Source organism: Stenotrophomonas sp. (assembly GCF_035634915.1).
Lineage (GTDB): Bacteria > Pseudomonadota > Gammaproteobacteria > Xanthomonadales > Xanthomonadaceae > Stenotrophomonas.
This window is the reverse complement of the sequence record NZ_DASQCB010000019.1, coordinates 113,925-138,186: the sequence shown is the minus strand read 5'-3', so window position 1 is coordinate 138,186 and position 24,262 is coordinate 113,925. Positions and strand designations below refer to the sequence as shown.

Genomic DNA, 24,262 nt, shown 5'->3' with positions numbered 1-24,262 from the left:
CATATCAGCGTTCGGACGCCTGCTCTTCCAGGATCGGCTTGGCCAGCGCGAAGGCGTGGTTGGCCGCGGGCACGCCGCAGTAGATCGCCGCCTGCAGCAGCACTTCCTTGATCTCTTCCGGCGTGACGCCGTTGTTGCGGGCCGCGCGGATGTGCAGCTTGAACTCCTCGTCATGGCCCAGCGCCACCATCATCACGATGGTCAGCAGCGAGCGCGTGTGCCGCGGCAGTCCTTCGCGCGTCCACACCGTGCCCCATGCCGTGCGGGTGATGAACTCCTGGAATTCGGTGGTGAAGTCGGTGCGCGCCTGCAGCGAGCGGTCGACGTGCGCCTCGCCCAGCACCTGTCGGCGTACCGCAAGGCCGGCTTCGTAGCGTTCCTGTTCGTCCATCGTCGTCATCCTGTTGAGTGATTCAGTGCTGCGCGGAAAGATGCGCGGCCAGTGCGGCAGTGAACGCCTGCGGCGACTCGAGATTGCAGATGTGGCGGCCCGGCACGGCAACGTACTGCCCATGGGCCACGCCATCGGCAATCGCCTGCAGCTCGGCCGGCACGCAGACCGGATCGTCATCACCGGCAATGGCCAGCAGCGGCACGCCGATGCGACCCAGCGCATCACGGAAGTCGGCCGTGCCCACGGCGTTGCAGCAGCCGGCGTAGCCTTCGACGCTGGTGGCGAGGAAGCGCTGCAGGACCTCTTCCACCTGGCTGGCATGGGTCTGTGCGAAGGCGGCGGTGAACCAGCGCTCGCGGGTGCCATCGACCAGCGGCGCCAGGCCATCCTGCTGGACCTGGGCGATGCGCGCCTGCCAGCCGTCCAGCGTGCCGATCTTCGCAGCGGTAGCGGCCACGGTGAGCGTGCGCAGGCGGTTGCCGGCATGCACGCCCAGCCACTGCCCGGTCAGGCCACCGATCGACAGGCCGCAGAAGTGGCTGCGCTCGATGCCGAGGTGATCCCACAGGGCCAGCACGTCGGCGCCCAGCTCGGCCACGGTGTACAGCCCCGGCGGCGCAGTGGACTGGCCATGGCCGCGACGGTCATAGCGCAGGATGCGGTACCGCGAGGCCAGCGCATCCACCTGCGGCTGCCACATGCCCAGGTCGGTACCGAGCGAGTTGCAGAAGGTCAGCCACGGGCCATCGGCGCGGCCCTCGGTCTGGTAATGCAGGCGGTGCTGCGGAAGGTCGAGGAAGGGCATGGAGGCTCCAGCGTTGAACGTAGGGATCAGCCGCGCGCGAGCACGCGGTCGATCCAGGTATCGGCCATGCCGCGCCAGCTGTCGGCGGCGAACAGGGCATCCAGTTGTGCGGGTGAAAGCTGCGCGGTGACCTCCGGCGTCTGCGCCAGCACCTCGCGCAGGTGCAGCGACTGGGCCAGCGACTGCCTGGCCGCCTGTTCCACCAATGCATGCGCGGCCGGCTTGCCGATGCGCTCCCCCAGGGTGACCGCCACGGCCTCGGCATAGAGCAGGCCGCCATGGCTGTCCAGATGCTGGCGCATGCGCTCGCGATCCAGCTGCAAGCCCTGCACCACCACGGTCACCTGGGCCAGGCTGCCGGCGCACAGGCGCACGATCTCCGGCACCGTGTCCCACTCGGCATGCCACTGCCCGGCCGCACGCTCGTGTGGCTGCGGCATGGCGCTGAACAACGTCGACAGCAGGCCCGGCACGCGGGTGGCCGCGGCCATGGCCGCGACGCAGCCGACCGGATTGCGCTTGTGCGGCATCGCCGAGGAACCGCCCTTGCCCTCGCCCGCCGGCTCGAAAGCTTCCGCCACCTCGGATTGCATCAGCAGCACGATGTCGGTGGCGATCTTGCCCAGGCTGCCGGTGAGCAGTGCAAACACGCTGCCGAACTCGGCGATGCGGTCACGCGCGGTATGCCAGGGCAGCGCCGGCAACGGCAGCTGCAGCTCGGCGGCCAGGGCTTCGGCCACGTCCAGCCCACGCGTCTGCAGCGAAGCCAGCGTACCGGCGGCACCGCCGAACTGCAGGACCAGGGTATCGTCGGCAAGCGCATCGAGGCGACGCTGGCTGCGCTGCAGGGCATCGAGCCAACCGGCAGCCTTCAGGCCGAAGGTGACCGGCACCGCCTGCTGCAGCAGCGTGCGCCCGGGCAGGCCGGTGCCGCGCTCGGCCTCGGCGAGCCGCGCCAGCGCGGTACACAGCAGTTGCAGCCGCGCCTGCACGTGGCTGACCGCCGCGCGCAGCTGCAGCACCGCGCCGCTGTCGATGATGTCCTGGCTGGTGGCGCCCCAGTGGACCCAGCGCGCGGCCTCGGCATCGCTGTCCTTGACCTGTGCGGTGAGCGCCTTGACCAGTGGAATGGCCGGATTCCCAGCCAGTGCGGTCGCCGCCGACAACGCCGGCACCGCGTACAGATCGGCGCTGCATGCCGCTTCAATCGGGGCCAGCGCAGCGGCGGGGATCACCCCGCACTGCACCTGCGCGCGCGCCAGGGCGCGTTCGACATCCAGCATCGCCTGCAGGCGTGCTTCATCACTGAACACGGCATCGACGGCGGGGTCGCCGAACAGACCGCCCAGCAGCGTTGGGGAGTGGCTCATCGGTGCAGTCCATCCTGGGTGGCCACAGCTTACCCGCGCCCGCTGCACGCGGGCGTGGAGTGGCCGGAAGGCGCGTTGGCCGCGCCGCGATCAGTAAGCGAAGAACACCGTCTCGTCCGGGCCCTGCATGCGCACGTCCCAGTGGTACAGGCCCTTGCCCTGCGCCTGCGCGACCAGGGTGTGGCGGCGCTCGGCGGGCACCAGCGCGAGGATGCCATCCTCGCCGTTGCTGGCTTCATCACTGAAATAGATGCGGCCACGGGTGGCCTGCAGCAGACCGCGCATGAACACCAGCACCACCAGGTGCGGTGCCTGCGGCTCGCCACGCAGGCCCGGCACGCGGCCCGGCTTGACGGTGCTGAAGGCAAAGCGACCCTGATCATCGGTGGGCACGCGGCCCCAGCCGTCGAACGCCGGGTCGTGGTCATCACGGCGCGGGTCTTCACTGTGGGCATAGATGCCCTGCGCGTCGGCCTGCCAGATTTCCAGCACGGCATCGGATACCGGCGTGCCATTGCCATCGAATACCTGACCCTGCACTTCGATGCGCTCGCCCTGCGCGATGGCCGGGGCGACTTCGGTGCGGTACAGCGGTTCCAGGCCCAGGCGGTAGTACGGGCCCACGGTCTGCCACGGAGTGGATTGGAAACTCATGGTCTTACTCCCAGACGGTCATCTTGCGACCGCGCAGCACGATGTCGAAGCGGTAGCCGAGTGCGAATTCGTTGGCGGTGTTTTCCCAGTCGAACGAGGACACCATGCGCTCGCGCGCCTTGGCGTCGTCCACGCAGTTGTAGATCGGGTCGAACGCCAGCAGCGGGTCGTTGGGGAAGTACATCTGCGTGACCAGGCGCTGGCCGATGCCGTCGCCGTGCAGCGAGAAATGGATGTGCGCCGGTCGCCAGGCGTTGTAGTGGTTGCGCCACGGGTACGCACCCGGCTTGATGGTGGTGAACCGGTAGCGGCCTTCGCTGTCGGTCAGTACCTGGCCGGTGCCCTTGAAGTTGGGGTCCAGCGGCGCATCGTGCTGGTCGCCCTTGTGCAGGTAGCGGCCGGCGGCGTTGCACTGCCAGACCTCGACCACGGTGTTGCGCACCGGCCGGCCGTTCTCGTCCAGCACGCGGCCGCTGACGATGATGCGCTCGCCCTGCGGCTGGCCGGGGAAACCGGCGGTCAGGTCGGCGGCATGCTCGCCCAGGGTGATGCGGTTGATGCTCGGGCCGGTCACTTCCGAGAGCGTCACCGGGATGGCGATCGGGTCGGTACCCGGGCCACGCAGCGCGGTGGAGGCATACGGCAGATGGATGCGCGGCGGCTGGCTGCCGGGGTACGGCTTGCGGTAGCCGCGCAGTTCGGTGGGATCGCTCATGGCGTACTCCTGTTGGCGAGCGGCCCGAAGGCCGCAGCTGTCTTGCAGATCATGGATACGGGGGAAGGCTTACACGCGTTCGATGGCCAGCGCCACGCCCTGCCCCACGCCGATGCACATCGTGGCCAGGCCGCGGCGGCCGCCACTGGCTTCCAGCTGGCGCAGCAGGGTCAGCGCCAGGCGCGCCCCGCTCATGCCCAGCGGGTGGCCCAGGGCGATTGCCCCGCCGTTGGGGTTCACGTGCGCGGCATCGTCGGCCAGGCCGAGCTGGCGCATGCAGGCCAGGCCCTGCGAGGCGAAGGCTTCATTCAGTTCGATGGCATCGAAATCGGTGATGGACAGGCCCAGCCGCGCCATCAGCTTCTGGCTGGCCGGCACCGGGCCCATGCCCATGATCGCCGGCTCGACGCCGGCGCTGGCAAAGCCGAGGATGCGCGCACGCGGGGTCAGCCCCAGCGCCTTCACCTGTGCGCCCGAAGCGAGCAGCAGTGCGGCGGCGCCATCGTTGATGCCCGAGGCGTTGCCGGCGGTGACCGTGCCCGGCTGGCGGAACAGCGGCTTCAGCTTGGCCAGTGCTTCGGCGGTGGTATCGCCGCGCGGGTGTTCATCGCGGTCGACAGTCACGATCTCGCCGCGCTTGCGGCCCGGCACATCCACCGCCACGATCTCGCCGTCGAAAAAGCCCCGCGCCTGCGCGGCGGCGGTGCGCTGCTGGCTGCGCAGGGCGAACGCATCCTGGTCCTCGCGGCTGATGCCGTAGCGCTCGGCCACGTTCTCGGCGGTCTGGCCCATGGTCTCCACGCCGTGCAGCTCACGCAGGCGCGGGTTGATGAAGCGCCAGCCCATGGTGGTGTCTTCGATCTGCTGGTCGCGGGCAAACGGCGAAGTCGCCTTGCCCATCACGAACGGCGCGCGCGACATCGATTCCACGCCACCGGCAATGGCCAGGCCCAGTTCGCCGGCCGCGATGCCACGGGCCACGGTACCAATCGCATCCAGGCCCGAACCACACAGGCGGTTGATCGTGCTGCCCGGCACCGTCACCGGCAGGCCGGCCAGCAGCAGGCTCATGCGGGCGACGTTGCGGTTGTCTTCGCCGGCCTGGTTGGCACAGCCGAGGTAGACATCCTCGACCAGCGCCGGGTCCAGCTGCGGGTGGCGCGCCAACAGCGCCTTCAGCGGGATCGCGCCGAGGTCGTCGGCGCGCACGCCGGACAACGCGCCGCCGTAACGGCCGATCGGGGTGCGGATGCCATCGACAATGTAGGTCTCGTGCAGGCTCATCTCAGGCTCCCTCGGCCAGTGCCAGCGGCAGGCCGGTCAGTTCACGCAGTTGTTCGATGTCCATGCCCTCGACCATTTCCAGCACGGTCGCGCCGTCGGCGCCAAGGTCGAACACCGCCACATCGGTATATACGCGCGATACGCAGCGCAGGCCGGTCAGCGGGTAGCTGCATTCGGCCACCAGCTTGCTCTCACCCTTCTTGGTGAACAGGTCCATCATCACGAAGACCTGCTTGGCACCGATGGCCAGGTCCATCGCGCCGCCCACGGCGGGAATCGCGTCAGGCGCACCGGTGCTCCAGTTCGCCAGGTCACCGTGTGCCGACACCTGGAACGCACCGAGCACGCAGATGTCGAGGTGGCCGCCGCGCATCATCGCGAACGAATCGGCATGGTGGAAATAGCAGCCACCGGTGAGCAGTGTGACCGGCTGCTTGCCGGCGTTGATCAGGTCCGGATCTTCCTGGCCAGCGGCCGGCGCCGGGCCCATGCCGAGCAGGCCGTTTTCCGACTGCAGGAAGATCTCCTTGTCGGCCGGCAGGAAGTTGGCCACCGTGGTCGGCAGGCCGATGCCCAGGTTGACGTAGGCACCTTCGGGAATATCGCGCGCCACGCGCGCGGCCATCTGTTCGCGGCTGAGCTTGTTCATGCCTGCACTCCTTCTGCGTCCACCGGCACCACGCGCTGCACGAAGATGCCCGGGGTCACCACGGCCTCCGGGTCCAGTTCGCCCAGCGCCACCACCTCACGCACCTGCACGATGGCGCAGCGCGCGGCCATCGCCATCAGCGGGCCGAAGTTGCGCGCGGTCCTGCGGTACACCAGGTTGCCCCAGCGGTCGCCACGGTCGGCCTTGATCAGCGCGAAGTCGGCATGCAGCGGGTATTCCAGCACGTAGTGGCGGCCGTCGATCTCGCGCGTTTCCTTGCCCTGCGCAAGCTCGGTGCCGTAGCCGGTAGGGGTGAAGATCGCGCCCAGGCCGGAGCCGGCCGCGTGGATGCGCGCGGCCAGATTGCCCTGCGGCACCAGCTCCAGCTCGATCTCGCCCGCGCGGTAGGCCGCATCGAAGTGCTGCGAATCGGCCTGGCGCGGGAACGAGCAGACGATGCGGCGCACGCGCTTGTGCTTGATCAGCGCAGCCAGGCCGGTATCGCCGTTACCGGCGTTGTTGTTGATGATGGTCAGTTCGCGCGCGCCCTGTGCGATGAGCGCATCGATCAGCTCATCGGGCATGCCGGCGGTACCAAAGCCGCCGATCATCACGGTGGCGCCATCATGGATATCGGCCACCGCTGCTTGCACGCTGGCCACGGTCTTGTCGATCACTGCATTGCTCCTTGCCCTGCCTGCCGGCGGTCATCGCCGCCACACTGCAGGGCCACTGCGAAGGGAAAACACGACCCGGACATGGTCGCCACGGCACCCCGTCCGGTCAATGCGATATTCGGTCCTTACATTCGATAATCGCACATTGACTGAACTACCTCGGCCATCGGTTCAACGCCGGTTCTGGCCGACGCCCACGCCCACGCGCAGGCCCAGGCACGCCCACGCCGCCAGCAGCAGCGGCAAGGCGCACAACACATACAGCGCGGAGGGCTGCCAGTGGCCATCCACCAGCACGCCCACGGTCAGCGGCGAGAGAATCGCGCCGACGCGGCCGATGCCGATGGCCCAGCCAAGGCCTGTGGTCCGCACTTCAGCGGCGAACACCACCGGTGCCGCCGCGTACAGGCCGGCCATCGCTGCGAACAGCGCCGCACCGATCACGAAGGCCAACGGGAACGCCACGCCCAGCTGCGTGTTGAAGGCCGCAAAGCCCAGCATCGACACCATCGCCAGCAGCAGCGCGCCCGCGGTCAGCTTCGACAGCGACCAGCGCGACGCCAGCCAGCCGAACAGGCTGCCACCGACGATGCCGCCCAGGTTCAGGAGCACGCCGCCGGTGATGCCCTGCTGCGCCGACACGCCGGCCGACACCAGCAGCTTCGGCGTCCAGCTCAGCACGAAATAGAAGGCGAACATGTGCAGGAAGAACGCCAGCGCGATCAGCAGCGCGACGCGACGCAGGTCGCCGACGAACAGCGCGGCATAGCCCTGGCGCTGGCCATTGCGCACCGGTGCCGGCGGCAGTGCCTGCAGTTCCGGCATGCGCATGCGTGACAGCAGCGCGTTCAGTCGCGGCAGCGCATTGGCCGGGCGACGCGCGACCAGGAAATCCAGCGATTCCGGCAGGCACTTCAACACCAGCGGAATGCACAGCAGCGAGGCACCAGCGCCGATCAGGAACACGCTGTGCCAGGACCAGTGCTCCAGCATCCACGCCGCCAGCAGGCCGCCGGCGGTGGCGCCGATGGGATAGCCGGTGGCCTGCAACGCGACCGCCGTGCTGCGCCACTTGGCGTTGGCGTACTCGGCAGTGATGACGCCGACACCGGCCAGCATGCCGCCGATGCCGATGCCGGTGTACACGCGCAGCGCGCCCAGCTGCCAGGCGTTGCCGGCCAGCGCCGACAGCGCCATGCCGCTGGTCAGGATCAGCAGGCAGCAGATGATCATCGGCCGCCGGCCCCAGCGGTCCGCCAATGGCGCCAGCAGGAACGAACCCAGCGCCATGCCGACCAGGCCGGCGCTGAGCATCAGCCCCAGCACCTTGCCCGACAGTTCCCAGTCCGCCGATACATGCGGTGCGGTGAAGGCCATGACCATCACATCGAAGCCATCGAGCATGTTCAACAGCACGCAGATGGCGATGGCGGTCCACTGGAAGGGACTCATCCGTTCAAGGACAAGCGGCGGTGCAGCGGCGGAGGCGTGGCTCATGGTGCGGTTTCCTGCAACAGCGTGGTGCGGTGGAACGTCCGGCGGGGAAGGTCTCAGTGACCGGCCTGGCTGGATGCATGGATGACCTGCAGGACGTCCTGCAGGCGATCGACCTCGACCTGGCCCGGCGCCGACGGGGTGCCGATCATGCCGGACGTCAGGGCCTGGCCGAAGGTTTCGCCGGCCAGGCGCGAAACCACGCCGGTGCCGCCCATCGACATGGTCAGCAGCGGCTTGTCGCTCTGCTGGCGCACCTGCCAAGTGGCATCGAGCAGCGCCAGCACGTCGCCGGCATCACGCGGCATCACCGCGATCTTCAGCACGTCGGCGCCGAGGGCCTGCTGCTTCAGCAGGCGTGCGACGATCTCCTCGCGCGGCGGCGTGGCATGGAAGTCATGGTTGGACATCACCACCTTGACCCCGGCCTTGTGCGCCTGTGCCACCAGCGACTGCACGACCTTCGGGTCGCGGAACATCTCCACGTCGATCAGCTGGGCGACGCCGCCGCGCAGCAGCGTGGCGTACAGCGCACCGTAGTCGGCATCGCTGATCGGCTTGGCGCCGCCTTCGGCCTTGGTACGGAAGGTGACGATGACCGGCTTGCCGCCCAGCGTGGCCTGGATGCGCTTGCCCAGCGCGACCAGTGCCTTGCCATCGGTAGCGATGTCCAGGTAGTCGATGCGCCATTCGGCGATGTCGGTGGCCTTGCTGGCAGCGATCGCGGCGGCCTGCTGCAGCGCGACCTCAGCGGTGGCGCCGGTGATCGGCACGATGGTGCGGGGGCTGCCCTCGCCGATGCGCAGCTGGCCAACCTGCAGCACCGCCGGCGGCGGTGCGGCCAGGGCCAGCAGGGGGGAGGCGCTGAGCGCACCGGCGAGGACAACGGACGCGAACGGGAATTTCATGGCTGTCACCAGAGCGTGGAGGGAGCGTGCGGCCATCAGAAGGTCACCTTGGCCTGGACACCGACGGCCCAGGCGTTGTCGGTACCGCTGTAATTGAACGTGCCCGGGTTGACGATGTACTGCACGTCCGGGCGGATCATCAGCCACGGGTTCACCTGGACGCTGTAGGACAGTTCGAACAGCTCCTCGGCCTGGCTGAGGTTGTACAGCGGCGAATCGATGGGCACGCCACCACTCATCAGCGTGGCCCGGCGTGCATCGACCAGGCGGTCGTTGATGTCGGCGCCCACGTAGCCCAGCGCGATGCTGTCCTGCGCGCGCGAGCCGATGCCCTGGTAGACGCCACCCAGTGCGTACCAGCGCTTGATCTGCGCGGTATCGGTGTCGGACACCATGTACTGCGCGAAGGCGGTGAGGCCGCGGCTCGGGTCGGCCGATTCCTGGGTCAAGCGCTGCTCGGCCAGCACGTAGGCGCCGTGGCGGCCGGTGGTCGGCGAGGTGTCCAGGCCGCGCTTGTCTACGCGCGAGGTGTCGTAGTAACCGCCGAACTTGTAGACGCCGGCATGGCGGCTGCCCTTGGCCGGGGTCCAGGTCACTTCCACCGGGAACAGCGAACCGGTGGTACCCGAGACGAAGGGACGGAACGCGTTGCGCTCGATGTTGCCGCCCAGGTTCGGGTTGACCTGGAACCAGCCGGTACGCACGTTCACCGCCGGGCTGATCTGCTGCGCGAACTCACCGCCCCAGCGCGCCATCGGGTAGTTGTACCAGCCGCTGTTGCCGGACATCGCCAGCGGGTGCGCGCAGAAGGCGGCGTTGACGAAGTGGGTCAGCAGGCTGTGCAGGCCGAACTGGTTGCCCATCGCGTAGTAACCCAGCTTGTAGTACGACTGGCCCGCATTGAAGGTCTGGTCATAGCTCAGCTCGGTCAGGCGCGTGTACTGGCCGCCGTATGCTTCCTGGATCGGGAAGCGGTTGCCGACGAAGTCCACCGAGGTGCTGCGGCCGCGACGGTCGTTGAGGGTGAAGTGGAACGCACCGCCATCCCAGCCGGCCAGCTTGCCCATGTCCAGGTCCATGCCCACGCGCACCTGCTGTGCATAGCGCGCGCCGGTTTCGCCGTAACCGCCATCGACCACGCCCATGGCCTCGCCCACGTAATCGCCGCGGAAAGCGATGCCACGCTCGTACAGATCGGTGCGGGTGCCGCCCCAGTCGCCAGTGAACGTCCTGCCTTCGTAACGGTTGCTGGATTGCGCATGGGCCATCGCCGGCAGCAGCGCGATGGCAAGGATGGACAGGGAGATGCCCTGTGCCGGGGATTTCGCAGGAATCATGATCGCGGTCTCGTGGAGGTGATCAGCGCAGCGACAGCGGCGCGCTCAGGGGGGAGGTGGCGCCCTGCGCCGAGGTGACCGTGGCGGTCAAGCTGCCGGCAGCGGCAGCATCGGCCCCGGCACCGAGCGGGAAGGTGAAGCTGCCCTGCCCCTGCGCATCGGTCCGGGCTTCGACGCTGCCGAGCACCAGTTCGGCTTCGCTGCCGTTGGCGGCACGGTTGCCGAACACCTCCACCTGGTAGCGGGAATCCGGCACCCCTTGGAAACGACCGTTGAGCTGGCGCTGCGCGCCCTTGCCCTGCACGGCGGTCAGCTGCGGCGCAGCCTGGCCCAGGTTGGGCAGCGGCTGGCAGTTGGCCTGGCCGGCAGCGGTGCAGATGCGCGCACGCTTGGACGGATCGTTGTCGACGCCACGACCGCGCGAGCCGACGAAGCTGGCGTGCTCCAGGCCCGGCACACCGAACACGATGGCACCGCGCGGCTGGCCCTTCACGCACGCGCCGCCGGCTTCGCAGCGCTCGATCGGCAGGCCGTTACCGAAGATGCGGTTGGCGGTGAAGCGGTTCGGCGCACTGACCGGCTGCGGGCGCACGCCGATGCCGATGCCATTGCCGGTGATGGTATTGCCATCGACCACGTTGCCGCTGCCGGTGATGCTCAGGCCCAGCGAGTTGCCGGTGAAGGTGTTGGCGGCGATGTAGTTGCGGTTGCCCCAGTTGATCTGCAGGCCATCGGAGTAATCGACGAAGCGGTTGTGGACCACGCTGTTGTCGTTGCCCCACAGGATCTCGATGCCCTGCGAGGGTTCCGGGTTGGCGCGGGTGGACTGGAACAGGTTGTCGGCCACCAGGTTCCAGGCCGCGCCACGGGTCAGCTCCAGGCCGTCACCGTTATCGAGGAATTCGTTGCGCACGATGCGGTTGTGCACCGTGGTGGTCGCGGTGGACTGGCCCTTGCCGTCGTCGCCGGTGAGCATGATGCCGGCGCCACCCTTGTTGGCGACGATGCGGTTGTCATGGATCTCGTTGTGGCTGGAACGGTTGACCAGCACGCCGATGCAGAAGTTGCGGATCTCCAGGCCGGCCAGCTCGACGCCTTGGGTATCGCGCAGGACCAGGCCCGGCAGCGTGGTGGTGCGCACGTTGGTACCGGACTGGCCGGGTTCGGCGCCCGGGCAGGCATCGGTGCCGGTGCCGGTGACGTAGGCCGAGCCATCGATGGCGACGTACTGGCCATCGCGCGCCCAGGGCGTGCCGACGATCTGTACCGGGCCCTTGATTTCCGGCAGCGGCGCGGCCGGCTTGATGACGTAGGGCGCGGCGCCGACGGCGTCGATCTCGATGCGGTAGCGGCCCGGAGCGGCGTTGGCGGTGGTGATGGCCCAGCGCAGCGAGCCGGCATTGGCATCGTCGGCGTAACGGTCCACGCGCAGCACCTGCAGCGATTCGCGCGGCGGTTCGGCCTGGTAGGCCAGCGCCAGCGACGGCAGCACGGCAAGCAGGGACAGGGAAACAACGGACAGACGACGGCGCATGCGAACACTCCGCACAGGTGAAGGGAAATCCGGCGGTCTTCCCCTGCACCTGGCTTCAGCACCGGACCGGCTGCTGCCCTCGCCCCGCCAGGGGTGGATCGCTTGGACTGCTATGAAACTGCGGGAGTGAAATTAGGTTTATCGCACTGCACCATTCAAGTGCGGTAATCGACTGTGCGTGCGAATATCGCACTGAATGGGTAATACCATCGTTGTAGGGGGTTTTGCAGGGCTTGCAGCCCTGCACCTGCTCAATGCAACGGCAACTGCAACGGCCGAGGCAAGAGCTGCATTCCGTGGGATGGCGGGGCACTGTGGGTTCGCGGGGACGCCGTGAACCCGTCCATGGGGGCTTGGTCGCCGCATCCATGCGGCTCACACCCCGCGAACCCACAGTGCCCCACCTCGGACAGATTCCTGCGGCTGTCGGTAACTGCGACTGTTGCTGCGCGCGGCTGTTGGTAGGTGTCGACCTTGGTCGACACATCTGTCAGATATCGAATGAATTCATCCACGCATGGCGTGGATACATTGGCAACAGCGCTGTTGGTAGGTGTCGACCTTGGTCGACACATCTGTCAGACATCGAATGAATTCATCCACGCATGGCGTGGATCTACTGGCAACGGCGCTGTTGGTAGGTGTCGACCTCGGTCGACACATCTGTCAGACCTGGATATCCAACCAAGTGCCGACCAACGGTCGGCCCCCCCCCCCAAGAGCATGTCCGACAGATCGCGGGAAACGGTCGAAGGCGGGGTGGGTCCGGTTGAGGGGGTGTGAGCGCCATGGATGGCGCGACCAAGCCCCCATGGATGGGTTTACGGCGTCCCCCTCAACCGGACCCACCCCGCCATCCCACGGATACCCAGCTTTTGATGTTGCCGTTGCAGTGAGCGGGTGCAGGGCTGCAAGCCCTGCAAAACACCCCCCTACGAACTGCAGGACAGCATCGAGCACCCGGCACGGTGATCCGCCCACGCCGGTCGCTTGCCGGCATAGTGCTCCAGCCCCGGCCGCTCCGTGTACGGATCACGCAGCACGTCCTGCAGCGCATGCACCCCGCCCAGGTCGCCCTGCTCCGCCCGGTCGATCGCTTCCTGCGCCAACCAGTTGCGCAGCACGTACAGCGGATTGGCTGCCGCCATCTTCGCCAGCCGTGCGTCCGCCGTCAGCGGATCGGCACGCAACCGCGCGGCATACTCCTGCAGCCACTGCTGCAGCGGCGCCTGCACCGCCTGCCGGCGCGCGTCGTCGTAGTACACCGCCTCCAGCACGCCGGCATCCGGCGCCGACGCATCCACCCGCATCAGTGCGCGCCACGCCAGCGTCATGTCCATCCCGCCGTCCTGCAACAGCTGCTGCCAGCGCAGGTACAGCTGCAGGTCATCGTCATCGGCGGCGGCCAGGCCCAGCTTGGCGGCGGCATCGCGGCGCGTGCAGGCCACGAAGGTGGACTGGAACGCCGCCAGCCCCGCCTGCAGCGGCTGCACGTCGGCGAACAGCGGCGACAGCGCCTGTGCAAGCCGGTTGAGATTCCAGTACGCCACCTGTGGCTGGGTGCCGAAGCGGTAGCGCCGGCCCTGGGCATCGGTGGTGTTCGGCGTCCAGTCCGGGTCGTAGTCCTCCACCCAGCCATACGGGCCATAGTCGATGGTCAGGCCTAGCACGGACAGGTTGTCGGTGTTCATCACCCCGTGCACGAAACCGACGCGCATCCAGTGCGCCATCAGCTCGGCGGTGCGCACGGCGATCTGTGCGAACCAGTCGCCATGCAGCGCCTCGCCCTCGCCCAGCAGTTCGGGAAAATCGCGGGCGATGCAGGCATCGGCCAGCTGCTTCAACAGCGCGGTCTCGCCGCGTGATGCCGGCAGTTCGAACGTACCGAAGCGGATGAACGACGGTGCCACGCGGCAGACGATGGCACCGGGTTCGGCGCGCGGGTGGCCGTCGTAGAACATGTCGCGCACCACGTCCTCGCCGCTGCCGACCAGCGACAGCGCGCGCGTGGTAGGCACGCCCAGGTGATGCATCGCTTCGCTGCACAGGAACTCGCGGATGGAGGAGCGCAGCACGGCGCGACCATCTGCGCCGCGCGAGTACGGGGTCGGCCCGGCGCCCTTCAGCTGCAGCTCCCAGTGCCGGCCATCAGCGGCCACCAGTTCACCCAGCGAGATCGCGCGGCCATCGCCCAGCTGGCCCGCCCAGTGGCCGAACTGGTGGCCACCGTAGTTGGCTGCCCACGGCTGCATGCCGGCGTACAACGCGTTGCCGCCAAACACCTGGGCGAAGTCATCGTCCTGCACGTCGGCTGCCTCGAAGCCAAGCAGCGCGGCGACGTCCGGCGACCAGGCCAGCAGGGTCGGTGCAGCCACTGGCGTCGGCATCACCGATGACCATGCGGCACCGCGCACTTCGCGGCGGCGCGGGCCGCTCTCGGGATCGCCCGGCAGGGCGGTCAGCAGGCGGTTGTCGAAACGGGGGGCGCTGGTATCCATCCCCACAGGATGGGGGCGGCGAGGCCGCGCCTCAATCGCCGCGCAGGGCCTGCAGGGCGCCGCCCTTGGCCTCGGCGCGCTGGTAGGCCGGGCGCTCGCCGATGCGCGCGAGGAAGCTGCGCAGCGCGGGCTTGTCGTGCAGTCCACCACCCCGGGCTGCCGCGGCCTGGATCGGGAAGCTCATCTGGATGTCGGCGGCGGTGAACCGATCGCCCGCAAACCACCGGCTTTCGGCCAGCCGCCGCTCCATCCATTCCAGGTGCAGGCGCCGCTGCGGGCCGATGAACCCGCGCTCGGCCTTGTCGGCGATGCTGCGGGCGATCGGGCGGGCAAAGAACGGCATCGGCGCACTGCGGATGCGGCCGATCACCAGGGTCAGCAGCAGTGGCGGCATGGCCGAGCCTTCGGCGTAGTGCAGCCAGTAGCGGTAATCGATGCGCTCGGCCGCCTCGGCCGGCATCGGCGCGGGCGACAGCTGGCGCTGAGTGTCGTAGCGGTCGGCCAGGTAGTCGAGGATGGCGCCTGATTCGGCCAGCACCAGATCGCCCTCCTGCAGCACCGGCGACTTGCCCAGCGGGTGCACCTGGCGCAGCTCGGGCGGCGCCAGCAGCGTCTTCGGATCGCGCGGGTAGCGGCGCAGCTCGTAGTCCAGCCCCAGCTCTTCCAGCATCCACAGCACGCGCAGCGAACGGGAGTTTTCCAGGTGGTGGACGATGCGCATGGGCGGGCTCTTGGAATGCATGGCCCATTGTAGAGTCGAGCCATGCTCGACTGCCTTCACACCGCAGTCGAGCATGGCGCAGTCGAGCATGGCTCGACTCTACAAAAAGCAAAAAAAACGCCGGAAGCTTTCGCTTCCGGCGTTTCTGGCTACCCAACGGTAGCAGACGGATTAGACCGCCTGCACCTGGTCAGCCTGCATACCCTTCTGGCCCTGGACGGCGATGAAGGTGACCTTCTGGCCTTCCTGCAGGGTCTTGAAGCCGGTGCCCTGGATGGCACGGAAGTGCACGAACAGGTCCGGGCCGCTTTCCGGGGTGATGAAGCCGAAGCCCTTGGCGTCGTTGAACCACTTGACGGTGCCGGTCTGACGATCAGACATTTGACTAACTCCTGAAACACATGTTGAAAAAATCGCAGCCACCGGGAATCGGGGCCGAGACTGAGTTGCAGGCGTTGGTAAAGCGGATCGATGAGCGGATCGTGAGATCAACTGCACCAGGCCACGATTCACGGTGACCCTAGCAAACACAGTGGGTCGAACGATACGCGTGTTTTCTGGAAAAAGCGATAGCCCTGACATTCATTCGCATCGCCTGCCCCGCTAGGCGTGGCAAGGGCTGGCAGCGGATCGAGGCTAAATCCGAGTCCCTATTCAGGATTTTCCTACCCTACACTGGGTAGATGACTGAAGCTGAAACCCAAGCTGAACACGGCCGCCCGAGGATCTGGGTCGACGCCGACGCCTGCCCCATTGTCATTCGCGACATCCTGTTCCGCGCTGCCGAGCGCGTCGGCCTGGAGCTGACCCTGGTCGCCAACCAGTGGATCCGCACCCCGCCCTCGCGCTGGCTGCGCGCCATCCAGGTGCCGCAGGGGCTGGACGTGGCCGACAACGCCATCGTCGAACGGGTGGCCGCTGGCGACCTGGTGGTCACCCAGGACATCCCGCTGGCGGCGCTGGTGCTGGAAAAGAAAGCCGTGGCCCTGAACCCGCGCGGGCAGCTGTACACCGCCAACAACATGGCCGAGCGGCTGTCGATGCGCAATTTCATGGAAGAACTGCGCGGTGCCGGGGTGCAGACGGGCGGCCCGCCGCCGCTGGGCCCGCGCGATCGCCAGCTGTTTGCTGCCGAACTGGATCGATGGCTGGCCCGGATCAAGCCGCGCTGATCAAACCACGCTGTTCAGCCTTCCCCCGCCCCGCCGTCGCGCCACCGCAGCGAACGTTCGCTGCTGAACAACCGCATGTCGCCACTGAGCGGGTCCTGGAATGCCAGGGCCCGCGCCAGCAGCTGCAACGGCGGCGCCTGCAACGGATCGGCCGCCGGCTGCAGATGCGGGTACAGGTCATCGCCGAGGATCGGCGCGCCCACGGCCGCCATATGCACCCGCAACTGGTGCTTGCGCCCGGTTTCAGGCCGCAGCCGGTAATGCCAGACGGTCCCTTCGGCCGCGATCACCTCCACCCGGGTGCGCGCGTTTGCCTCGCCCGGCACTTCGGCCATGCGGAAGAAGGGCTCGCCGGCCACGATCCGGCTCTGCCGCTGCAGCGGGAACCGCAGGCCGGGCAGCGCCGGCGCCAGCGCTTCGTAGGTCTTGTCGATGCGCCGCTCGCGGAACAGGCGCTGGTAGGCATCGCGCGAATCGGGCCGCTGCGAGAACAGCACCAGGCCGGCGGTGAGCCGGTCCAGCCGGTGCAGCGGCACCAGGTCGGCATTGCCGGTCTGCGCCACCAGCCGCGCCAGCAGGGTCTCGCGTACATAGCCACCGGCCGGAGTCACTGGCAGGTAATGCGGTTTGTCCGCCACCAGCAGATGCCCATCCTGGTACAGGATGCGCTCGCTGAACGGAATGGCAGGTTCGTCATCGACCTCGCGGAAGTAGAGGATCTCCAGCCCGACCTGCCAGGGCTGGTCGGCCGCCAGCGCCCTGCCCTGCACATCCTGCACCCGGCCGCGGGCGAAACGGTCCAGCCACTGCGCGCGGTCGATGCGCGGGAACCGTGCGCACAACCCGTCGAGCAGGTTCGGCCAGGCCCCGGGTGGCAGCTGCAGGCGGCTGGGCAGGTTCATCACATCACTTCTGCGGCGGCAAGGAGCGCAAGGGTGCCATCGTTGACGCCCGGCAGACACTCCTGCCACGGACACCCTTCCGGCAAACCTCTATCATTGTCGTCTTTAGTACACGGATTCCCCATGGCCCTCACCGCCACCATCCGCAAGGCCGAGCTGCAGATCAGCGACATGGATCGCGGCTACTACGCGACCCACAACCTGACCCTGGCCCAGCACCCGTCGGAAACCGACGAGCGCCTGATGGTGCGCCTGCTCGCCTTCGCCCTCAACGCCGATGACCGCCTGGAATTCGGCCGCGGCCTGAGCACCGACGACGAGCCGGACCTGTGGAACCACGATTACACCGGCGACATCCTGCAATGGATCGACCTGGGCCACCCCGATGAATCGCGCATCCGCAAGGCCTGCAACCGCAGCCGCCAGGTGCAGGTGGTGAACTACGGTGGCAATGCCTCCGAGATCTGGTGGAACAAGCAGGGCAAGGCCCTGGCCCGTTTCGACAACCTGTCGGTGGTCGACCTCGACGGTGCCTTCGTCGAGCAGTGGGGCCAGCAGATCCAGCGCGCCATGCGTTTCAGCGTGCTGATCCAGGATGGCGAAGTGCAGCTGCTCAACGACCAGATCCAGCTCGACATCATTCCGGACTGGCGCAAGCGCGCCAAGGCATGAGCACGATCCGCTGCGACGTGCTGGTCATCGGTGCCGGCGCGGCCGGGCTGATGAGCGCGATCACCGCCGGCCAGCGCGGCCGCCACGTGCAGGTGATCGACCACGCCAACAAGGTCGGCAAGAAGATCCTGATGTCCGGTGGCGGCCGCTGCAACTTCACCAATACCGGCACCACCCCGGCCAACTTCATCTCGGCCAACCCGCACTTCTGCAAGTCGGCGCTGGCGCGCTACACGCCGTGGCACTTCATCGAGATGGTGGACAGGCACGGCATCGCGTATCACGAAAAAGAGCTGGGGCAGCTGTTCTGCGACATCTCCTCCAAGCAGATCGTGAAGATGCTGGTGGATGAGTGCCAGGCGGCAGGCGTGCAGATCCGCACCGACTGCAGCGTGCAGCGCATCGAGCACGGCAGCGATGGCTTCCGCGTGCACACCACGCAGGGCCTGTTCCACTGCGCCTCGCTGGTGGTGGCCACTGGCGGCCTGTCCATCCCCAGCATGGGCGCCACCGGCTTCGGCTATGAGCTGGCCCGCCAGTTCGGCCACCAGGTGTTGCCCACCCGCGCCGGCCTGGTGCCGCTGACCCTCAGTGGCACCCACCAGGAGCGCCTGGCCGATCTCAGCGGCGTCGCCCTGCCGATCGAGGCACGCTGCAACGGCAGAAGCTTCCAGAACTTCATGCTGCTCACCCACCGTGGCGTCAGCGGTCCGGCCATCCTGCAGATCTCCTCGTTCTGGCAGCCCGGCGATGCACTGGAACTGGACCTGCTGCCCGGCCAGGACGCGACCGCCTGGCTGCGACAGATGAAGCGCGACCGCCCGGCGGCCGAACTGCGCACGGTGCTGGCCGAGGTGCTGCCCAAGCGCCTGGCCCAGCGCCTGTGCGAACACTGGCTGCCGGACCGCCCGGTGCGGCAGCTGGACGAACCGGTACTGCGGCAGGCCGGGCAGCTGCTCGGGGCGTTCCCGCTGGTGGCCAGCGGCACCGAAGGCTACCGTACCGCCGAGGTCACGCTGGGCGGCGTGGACACGGCGGATGTTTCCTCGGCAACGATGGAATCCAAGCACGTGCCCGGCCTGCATTTCGTCGGCGAGGTGCTGGACGCGACCGGCTGGCTGGGGGGCTACAACTTCCAGTGGGCCTGGGCCAGTGGCCACGCCGCCGGCAACGTGGTGTGAACCGCATCGCCGTTCCAGCTTCGCAAGGGGTGCGCGCATGGACGGACTGCCCCGCATCGTGTATCTAGATTTGCAGATTGGGGAGCAGTGCATGCAGAACGCGAACGACATCACCATCCGGTTGCTGATCGTCGATGACAGCGGCGAGAACGCCGAAGCCATCGTCAGCACCCTGCGCAACAGCGGCATCGCCGTGCGCCCCTGGCGCCCGCAGGATTCGGCCGAACTGTCGCAGGTGCTGGCCAGCCAGGCCATCGACCTGGTGCTGGCGTCGCCCTCGCAGGCCATACCGCTGCCCCTGGTGGCACAGCACATCGCCGCCAGCGGCAAGGACATCCCGCTGGTGCTGCTGGCCGATCGCATCGACGAGGACGACCTGGTCCAGGCCAGCAGCAATGGGGTGCGCGCCCTGGCCCTGCGCCAGCGCAACGAGCATCTGCTGGCGGTGGTGCGCGACCAGTGGGTCGACCTGCAGGCACGGCGCGGCCTGCGCCGCATCGAGGCGCAGATGCGCGAGACCGAGCGCCGCTGCGACGCGCTCATCGCCTCCTCGCGCGACCCGATCGCCTACGTGCACGAAGGCATGCACATCCGCGCCAACGATGCCTATCTGGACATGTTCGGCTACGAGGACTTCGAGGACATCGAAGGCATCTCGCTGCTGGACATGGTCGCGGCCCAGCACGTGGACAGCTTCAAGCAGCTGCTGAAGTCGCTCAGCCGTGGCGACGCGCCGCCACCGCAGTACCAGCTGGACGCGCGCCACCAGGATGGCAGCGCGTTCCCCGCCACCATGGAATTCACCGCCGCCACCTACGAGGGCGAGTCCTGCCTGCAGGTGGTGTTCCGCCGTCGCCTGGAACTGGATCCGGAACTGGCCCGCGAGGTCGAGGACCTGCGCCAGCGCGACCAGGTCACCGGCCTGCTCAACCGCCCCACTTTCATGCTGCAGGTGGAAGATGCCGTGGCCCAGGCCGGCCGCAGCGAAGGCCAGTTCGGCCTGCTGCTGATCGAGCCCGACCATTACGCACGCCTGATCCCCGACATCGGCCTGGACTCGGCCGACGCCCTGATCGGGGCGATGGCCGCACAGCTGGCCGCGGTGGTGGGCGACGACGCACGGATGGCGCGCTTTGGCGAGCACAGTTTCGCGGTGCTGCAGTCCGGCGCCTACGCCCAGACCGTTGCCCTGGCCGAGCGCATCCGCGAAGGTTTCGCCGCCCACGTCTTCAGCATCGGCCCGCGCTCGGCCACGGTCACGGTCAGCATCGGTGGCGTGCAGGTGGGCGAGAAGATCGCCAGCATCGGCCAGGTGCTTGCGCGTGCCAGCGAATGCGCGCAGGCGGCGGCGGCACTGGGCAACACCTCGCGCATCTTCGACCCGGCCGCGGTTGACCGTATCGAGGAAGAACGCGTGCAGCGCTGGGTCGCTCGCATCCGCGAGGCCCTGGCCGGCGACGGCTTCCAGCTGCATTACCAGCCGGTGCTGAACCTGCAGGGCGAGCCGCTTGAGCTGTACGAGGCCTACCTGCGGCTGGAACACAACGGCGAGCTGCTCAGCCCGACCGCCTTCCTCGGCATTGCCGAGGAACATGACCTGCTTGGCGACATCAACCGCTGGGTGGTGGCGCAGGCGATCAACGTGCTGGGCGAACGCTCACGTGCCGGCCATGACACCCAGATCCTGGTCAAGGTCACCCCCGAATCGTTCGATGACCCGAAGATGATCGCCACCCTGCGCCAGCAGCTGCAGGCACAGGGCGTGGCGGGCGAACGGCTGTGGCTGCACGCGCCGGAGGCGAAGGTGTTCACCCACCTGCGTGCGGCCCAGCAGTTCCTGGCCGACGTTGCGCCGCTGGGCTGCCGCATCGGCCTGGAGCAGTTTGGTTCGGGGCTGGATTCGTTCCAGCTGCTGGCCCACTTCGAGCCGCAGTTCCTCAAGCTCGACCGTGGCTTCACCAGCGACCTGGCGGCCACCCGCGAGAACATCGACCGGATCACCCAGATCACCGCGCGCGCGCAGGAAGCCGGCATCCGCACCATCGCCGAGTTCGTCAGCGATGCCAACTCGATGACCCTGCTGTTCAGTGCAGGCGTCGACTACGTGCAGGGCGACTTTGTCGGGCCGGCACTGCCGTCGATGAACTTCGATTTCGGCTGAATCCGCTGATGCCGGCCAGCGGCCGGCACTGCCACCGCCCGCGCAGGTAGCGCCGGGGCATACCCGGCGAACGCAGCGGCATCCACGGCATCCGCCGGGCATGGCCCGGCGCTACCGTTCATCGTGTCAGGTCAGATCGACCAGATTGTTGATCTTCACGTCCGGATTGACGTCGGCCTCGTAGTCCACGCCGTCCACGCCAAAACCGAACAGGCGCAGGAAGTCGGCCTTGTAGCCGGCCAGGTCGCTGATCTCATACAGGTTCTCGTTGGTCACCTGCGGCCACAGCTCCAGCACCTTGCCCTGCACTTCCGGGGTCATTTCCTTGTAGTCGGCGCGCAGGCGGCCTTCCTCGTCCACCAGGGCGACGGTACGGCCCTGGCCATCGACCAGGTCGTGGCGCAGGCGGTCGACGGCCACGCCGTCGGCCTTGCCGCCGTACAGGATGTCGTAGAGCACGTCGAGCTGCTCGATGCAGCCTTCATGCGTGCCCTGCGCTTTCATCACCTTGAACAGCAGCGACAGGTACAGCGGCATGGTCGGGATGGCCGAGCTGGCCTGGGTGACCACGGCCTTCAGCACCGAGACGCGGGCGTCGCCGCCGATCTTCGCCAGCGACGCGCGCAGGCCCAGCACCTTGTCGTCCAGATCCTTCTTGGCCGCACCGATGGAGCCGTTCCAGTAGATCGCCTGGGTGATCTCTTCGCCCACGTAGGTGAAAGCCGTGGTGGTGCAGCCATTGGCCAGCACGCCGGCATCGGACAGCGCGTCGATCCACATCTGCCAGTCTTCGCCGCCCATCACTGCGACCGTGCCGGCAATCTCTTCGGCCGTGGCCGGCTGCAGGTGGGTCTCGGTCAGCACTTCCTTGTCGGTATCCAGGCCACGCAGGGTGATCGGCTCGCCGATCGGCTTCAGCGTGGAGCTGATGATCTCACCGGTCTTCGGGTGCTTGCGGCGCGGGGCCGCCAGGCTGTAGACCACCTGGTCGACCTGGCCGAGGTCGGCCTTGATCATCTCGATGGTTTTGGCCTTCACTTCATCGGAGAAGGCATCGCCGTTGATGCTCTTGGCATACAGGCCGGCTTCGTCGGCGTACTTGTGGAACGCGGCAGAGTTGTACCAGCCTGCGGTGCCCGGCTTGGTTTCGCTGCCCGGGCGTTCGAAGAAGATACCCAGGGTTGCCGCACCACTGCCGAAGGCCGCGGTGATACGCGCCGCCAGGCCGTAGCCGGTGGACGCACCGATGACCAGCACGCGCTTGGGGCCATTCTGGATCGGCGGGCGGGCGCGGATGTAGTCGATCTGCTGCTTGACCGCGGCCTCGCAGCCGGTCGGATGGGTGGTGACGCAGATGAAGCCGCGGACGCGCGGTTTGATGACCATGGAAACCTCGGGTTGGCAGATGCGGCGCACGGGGCGCACGCGAACCGCAGGATCGTAGTGCGCAGGGGCTGATTGCACAACCGACGCTGGCGTAGGGTGGGGTTTTTCTGCAGGGCCTGCAGCCCTGCACCTGCTCAGTGCAACGGTAACGGCAACGTCAAAAGCGGGCTGTCCGTGAGTTGGCGGGGGGGTCCGGTTGAGGGGGACGCTGCAAGTACGTCCCTGTAAGCTCGGTCGCCGCTTGCTCGTGTGCGCTGTCCTGCGCACACGGCAAGACCGGGGTTGGGCGTCCTGCCCAACCCGCCCGAGGCATGCCTCGGGCCCATGCGGCTCACGCCCCCTCAACCGGACCCACCCCGCCTTCGACAGACTTCCGTGATCTGTCGGAACGGCGCTCTGCTCTGGTAGGTGTCGACCTTGGTCGACACGGATGATCTCGTTCGATATCTGACAGATGTGTCGACCAAGGTCGACACCTACCAACAGCCGCGTAGCGCCGTTGCCAACAGCCGCGTGAACCTGTCGAAGGCGGGGCACTGTGGGTTTGCGGGGTGTGAGCCGCATGGATGCGGCGACCAAGGCTACATGGACGTACTTGCGCCGTCCCCGCAAACCCACAGTGCACCGCCATCCCACGGAATGCCGCTCCGGCTTTTGAAGTTGCCCTGGCTTGAAGCAGGTGCAGGGCTGCAAGCCCTGCCAACAAAAAACCCCGCTTGCGCGGGGTTTTCCGTGTATTGCTCGCAGCGCGGTTGCTTACGGGCGACGGGCCAGGGCTTCGACGTCCTTCGCCTTCGGCAGCAGATCCTGCTTGCTCACCCGCAGCGCACCGATGGTCAGCATCGGCACCGCCACCAGGATCGAAGACAGCACCACGATCACTGCACCGATCATGTGCGTCTCGGCCAGGCCTTCCATCGAGCTGCCGCCGTACAGGAACAGCGCCAGGGCGGACAGGAAGAACATCACCGCGGTGATCACCGTACGCGACAGCGTCTGGTTGATCGAACGGTTCAGCACCTCCATCGGCTCGGCACGCAGGCTGCGGAAGTTCTCACGCACGCGGTCGAACACCACGATGATGTCGTTGATCGCAAAGCCCATCACCGACAGCAGGCCGGCCAGCACGTTCAGGTCGAACTCGCGGCCCAGCAGGGACACGTAGGCGACCGTCACCAGCAGGTCGAACAGCGCCACGATGCTGGCGGTGACCGCGAACTTCCACTCGAAGCGCACCGCGATGTAGATCAGGAAGCCCGCCAGCATGAAGATGGTGGCGTACAGGCCGTTCTTGGCCAGATCCTTGCCGATCTGCGGGCCGACGAACTCATTGCGCAGGATCGTGACCGGGTTGTCGGCACTGTTGATCGCCTTGACCACCGCCGCGGCGGTGGCCTTGTCCTCGGCAGCGGCGTCGCCGGTACCGGGGGCGTGCTCGCCGTGCGGCGACAGGCGGATGAGCAGATCGGTGTTGCCACCGTAGCTCTGCACCTGGGCGCCTTCGAAGCCATTGCTCTCCAGCTTCTCGCGGACCTGCTCGACGTCCACCTGGTGATCGAAGCGGGCTTCGATCAGGGTGCCGCCGGTGAAATCCAGCGCGAAGGTGAAGCCCTTCACGCCGATGATGGCCACCGAAGCAATGAACACCGCGATCGTGACTGCCATGGCGACATGGCGCCAGCGCATGAAATCAATCTTGGTGTCGTTCGGGAGGATGTGCAGCGGAAACAGTTTCATTGTGCGTGTCG

General features: G+C 67.6%; 22 protein-coding genes. 4 read left to right on the top strand and 18 right to left on the bottom strand.

Annotated elements, in window-relative coordinates:
* Positions 1-4 precede the first annotated feature (4 nt).
* From pcaC to VER16_RS16005, 15 genes are all read right to left on the bottom strand, one after another.
* The gene (pcaC, locus tag VER16_RS16075; protein WP_324809694.1) at positions 5-391 is read right to left on the bottom strand and encodes a 4-carboxymuconolactone decarboxylase; all 387 of its coding nucleotides are present in this window, start codon (positions 389-391) and stop codon (positions 5-7) included.
* A gap of 22 nt (positions 392-413) precedes the next feature.
* Positions 414-1,199: a 3-oxoadipate enol-lactonase gene (gene pcaD / locus VER16_RS16070; protein ID WP_324809693.1), complete on the bottom strand. Its 786-nt coding sequence runs from the start codon at positions 1,197-1,199 to the stop codon at positions 414-416.
* A gap of 26 nt (positions 1,200-1,225) precedes the next feature.
* Positions 1,226-2,569 (bottom strand): 3-carboxy-cis,cis-muconate cycloisomerase, encoded by a 1,344-nt coding sequence (locus VER16_RS16065; RefSeq protein ID WP_324809692.1) that lies wholly within the window; start codon positions 2,567-2,569, stop codon positions 1,226-1,228.
* Positions 2,570-2,659: 90 nt separating this feature from the next.
* Complete coding sequence (gene pcaG, locus VER16_RS16060) at positions 2,660-3,223, bottom strand: protocatechuate 3,4-dioxygenase subunit alpha (protein WP_324809691.1); 564 nt, start codon at positions 3,221-3,223, stop codon at positions 2,660-2,662.
* Between the two features lie 4 nt (positions 3,224-3,227).
* Entirely contained in the window at positions 3,228-3,938 is a 711-nt protein-coding gene (gene pcaH, locus VER16_RS16055) for a protocatechuate 3,4-dioxygenase subunit beta (RefSeq protein WP_079221590.1), read from the bottom strand.
* 69 nt (positions 3,939-4,007) lie between these two features.
* Positions 4,008-5,222: a 3-oxoadipyl-CoA thiolase gene (pcaF, locus tag VER16_RS16050; RefSeq protein ID WP_414716058.1), complete on the bottom strand. Its 1,215-nt coding sequence runs from the start codon at positions 5,220-5,222 to the stop codon at positions 4,008-4,010.
* Position 5,223: 1 nt separating this feature from the next.
* On the bottom strand, positions 5,224-5,871 hold the full coding sequence (locus tag VER16_RS16045; protein ID WP_164073142.1) for a 3-oxoacid CoA-transferase subunit B: 648 nt from the start codon (positions 5,869-5,871) through the stop codon (positions 5,224-5,226).
* Positions 5,868-6,548 (bottom strand): 3-oxoacid CoA-transferase subunit A, encoded by a 681-nt coding sequence (locus tag VER16_RS16040; RefSeq protein ID WP_324809690.1) that lies wholly within the window; start codon positions 6,546-6,548, stop codon positions 5,868-5,870. The genes VER16_RS16045 and VER16_RS16040 overlap by 4 nt, the downstream gene beginning before the upstream one ends.
* A 171-nt stretch (positions 6,549-6,719) precedes the next feature.
* Positions 6,720-8,045: an MFS transporter gene (locus VER16_RS16035; RefSeq protein ID WP_324809689.1), complete on the bottom strand. Its 1,326-nt coding sequence runs from the start codon at positions 8,043-8,045 to the stop codon at positions 6,720-6,722.
* 53 nt (positions 8,046-8,098) lie between these two features.
* Complete coding sequence (gene aroD / locus VER16_RS16030; protein WP_324809688.1) at positions 8,099-8,950, bottom strand: type I 3-dehydroquinate dehydratase; 852 nt, start codon at positions 8,948-8,950, stop codon at positions 8,099-8,101.
* A 35-nt stretch (positions 8,951-8,985) separates the two neighbouring features.
* Positions 8,986-10,287, bottom strand: a complete 1,302-nt coding sequence (locus tag VER16_RS16025; RefSeq protein ID WP_324809687.1) for a carbohydrate porin — start codon at positions 10,285-10,287, stop codon at positions 8,986-8,988.
* Positions 10,288-10,309: 22 nt separating this feature from the next.
* On the bottom strand, positions 10,310-11,821 hold the full coding sequence (locus VER16_RS16020; protein WP_324809686.1) for a right-handed parallel beta-helix repeat-containing protein: 1,512 nt from the start codon (positions 11,819-11,821) through the stop codon (positions 10,310-10,312).
* Between the two features lie 932 nt (positions 11,822-12,753).
* Entirely contained in the window at positions 12,754-14,319 is a 1,566-nt protein-coding gene (locus tag VER16_RS16015) for a protein adenylyltransferase SelO (protein ID WP_324809685.1), read from the bottom strand.
* A 31-nt stretch (positions 14,320-14,350) separates the two neighbouring features.
* Positions 14,351-15,040 carry a glutathione S-transferase gene (locus tag VER16_RS16010; protein WP_324809684.1) on the bottom strand — a complete coding sequence of 230 codons (690 nt, stop codon included), beginning with the start codon at positions 15,038-15,040 and terminating at the stop codon, positions 14,351-14,353.
* Positions 15,041-15,211: 171 nt separating this feature from the next.
* Entirely contained in the window at positions 15,212-15,421 is a 210-nt protein-coding gene (locus VER16_RS16005; protein WP_004153307.1) for a cold-shock protein, read from the bottom strand.
* Positions 15,422-15,723: 302 nt separating this feature from the next.
* Here VER16_RS16005 and VER16_RS16000 point away from each other — a divergent pair, with 302 nt between their 5' ends.
* Positions 15,724-16,212 (top strand): YaiI/YqxD family protein, encoded by a 489-nt coding sequence (locus VER16_RS16000; RefSeq protein ID WP_324809683.1) that lies wholly within the window; start codon positions 15,724-15,726, stop codon positions 16,210-16,212.
* A 14-nt stretch (positions 16,213-16,226) separates the two neighbouring features.
* Here the strand turns inward: VER16_RS16000 and VER16_RS15995 are convergent, their stop codons facing one another.
* Positions 16,227-17,114: a pseudouridine synthase gene (locus VER16_RS15995; protein WP_324809682.1), complete on the bottom strand. Its 888-nt coding sequence runs from the start codon at positions 17,112-17,114 to the stop codon at positions 16,227-16,229.
* 123 nt (positions 17,115-17,237) lie between these two features.
* On the opposite strand from VER16_RS15995, the gene VER16_RS15990 reads away from it, so the two are divergent.
* The 3 genes from VER16_RS15990 (at position 17,238) to VER16_RS15980 (ending at position 21,128) form a co-directional block, all read left to right on the top strand.
* Positions 17,238-17,786 carry a YaeQ family protein gene (locus VER16_RS15990; protein WP_324809681.1) on the top strand — a complete coding sequence of 183 codons (549 nt, stop codon included), beginning with the start codon at positions 17,238-17,240 and terminating at the stop codon, positions 17,784-17,786.
* Positions 17,783-18,967 (top strand): NAD(P)/FAD-dependent oxidoreductase, encoded by a 1,185-nt coding sequence (locus tag VER16_RS15985; RefSeq protein ID WP_324809680.1) that lies wholly within the window; start codon positions 17,783-17,785, stop codon positions 18,965-18,967. Before VER16_RS15990 ends, VER16_RS15985 begins: the two co-directional genes overlap by 4 nt.
* Positions 18,968-19,058: 91 nt before the next feature.
* On the top strand, positions 19,059-21,128 hold the full coding sequence (locus VER16_RS15980) for an EAL domain-containing response regulator (protein ID WP_324809679.1): 2,070 nt from the start codon (positions 19,059-19,061) through the stop codon (positions 21,126-21,128).
* 126 nt (positions 21,129-21,254) lie between these two features.
* Here the strand turns inward: VER16_RS15980 and fabV are convergent, their stop codons facing one another.
* Complete coding sequence (gene fabV, locus VER16_RS15975; protein ID WP_324809678.1) at positions 21,255-22,514, bottom strand: enoyl-ACP reductase FabV; 1,260 nt, start codon at positions 22,512-22,514, stop codon at positions 21,255-21,257.
* Between the two features lie 756 nt (positions 22,515-23,270).
* Positions 23,271-24,251 carry a protein translocase subunit SecF gene (gene secF / locus VER16_RS15970; RefSeq protein ID WP_324809677.1) on the bottom strand — a complete coding sequence of 327 codons (981 nt, stop codon included), beginning with the start codon at positions 24,249-24,251 and terminating at the stop codon, positions 23,271-23,273.
* Positions 24,252-24,262 lie beyond the last annotated feature (11 nt).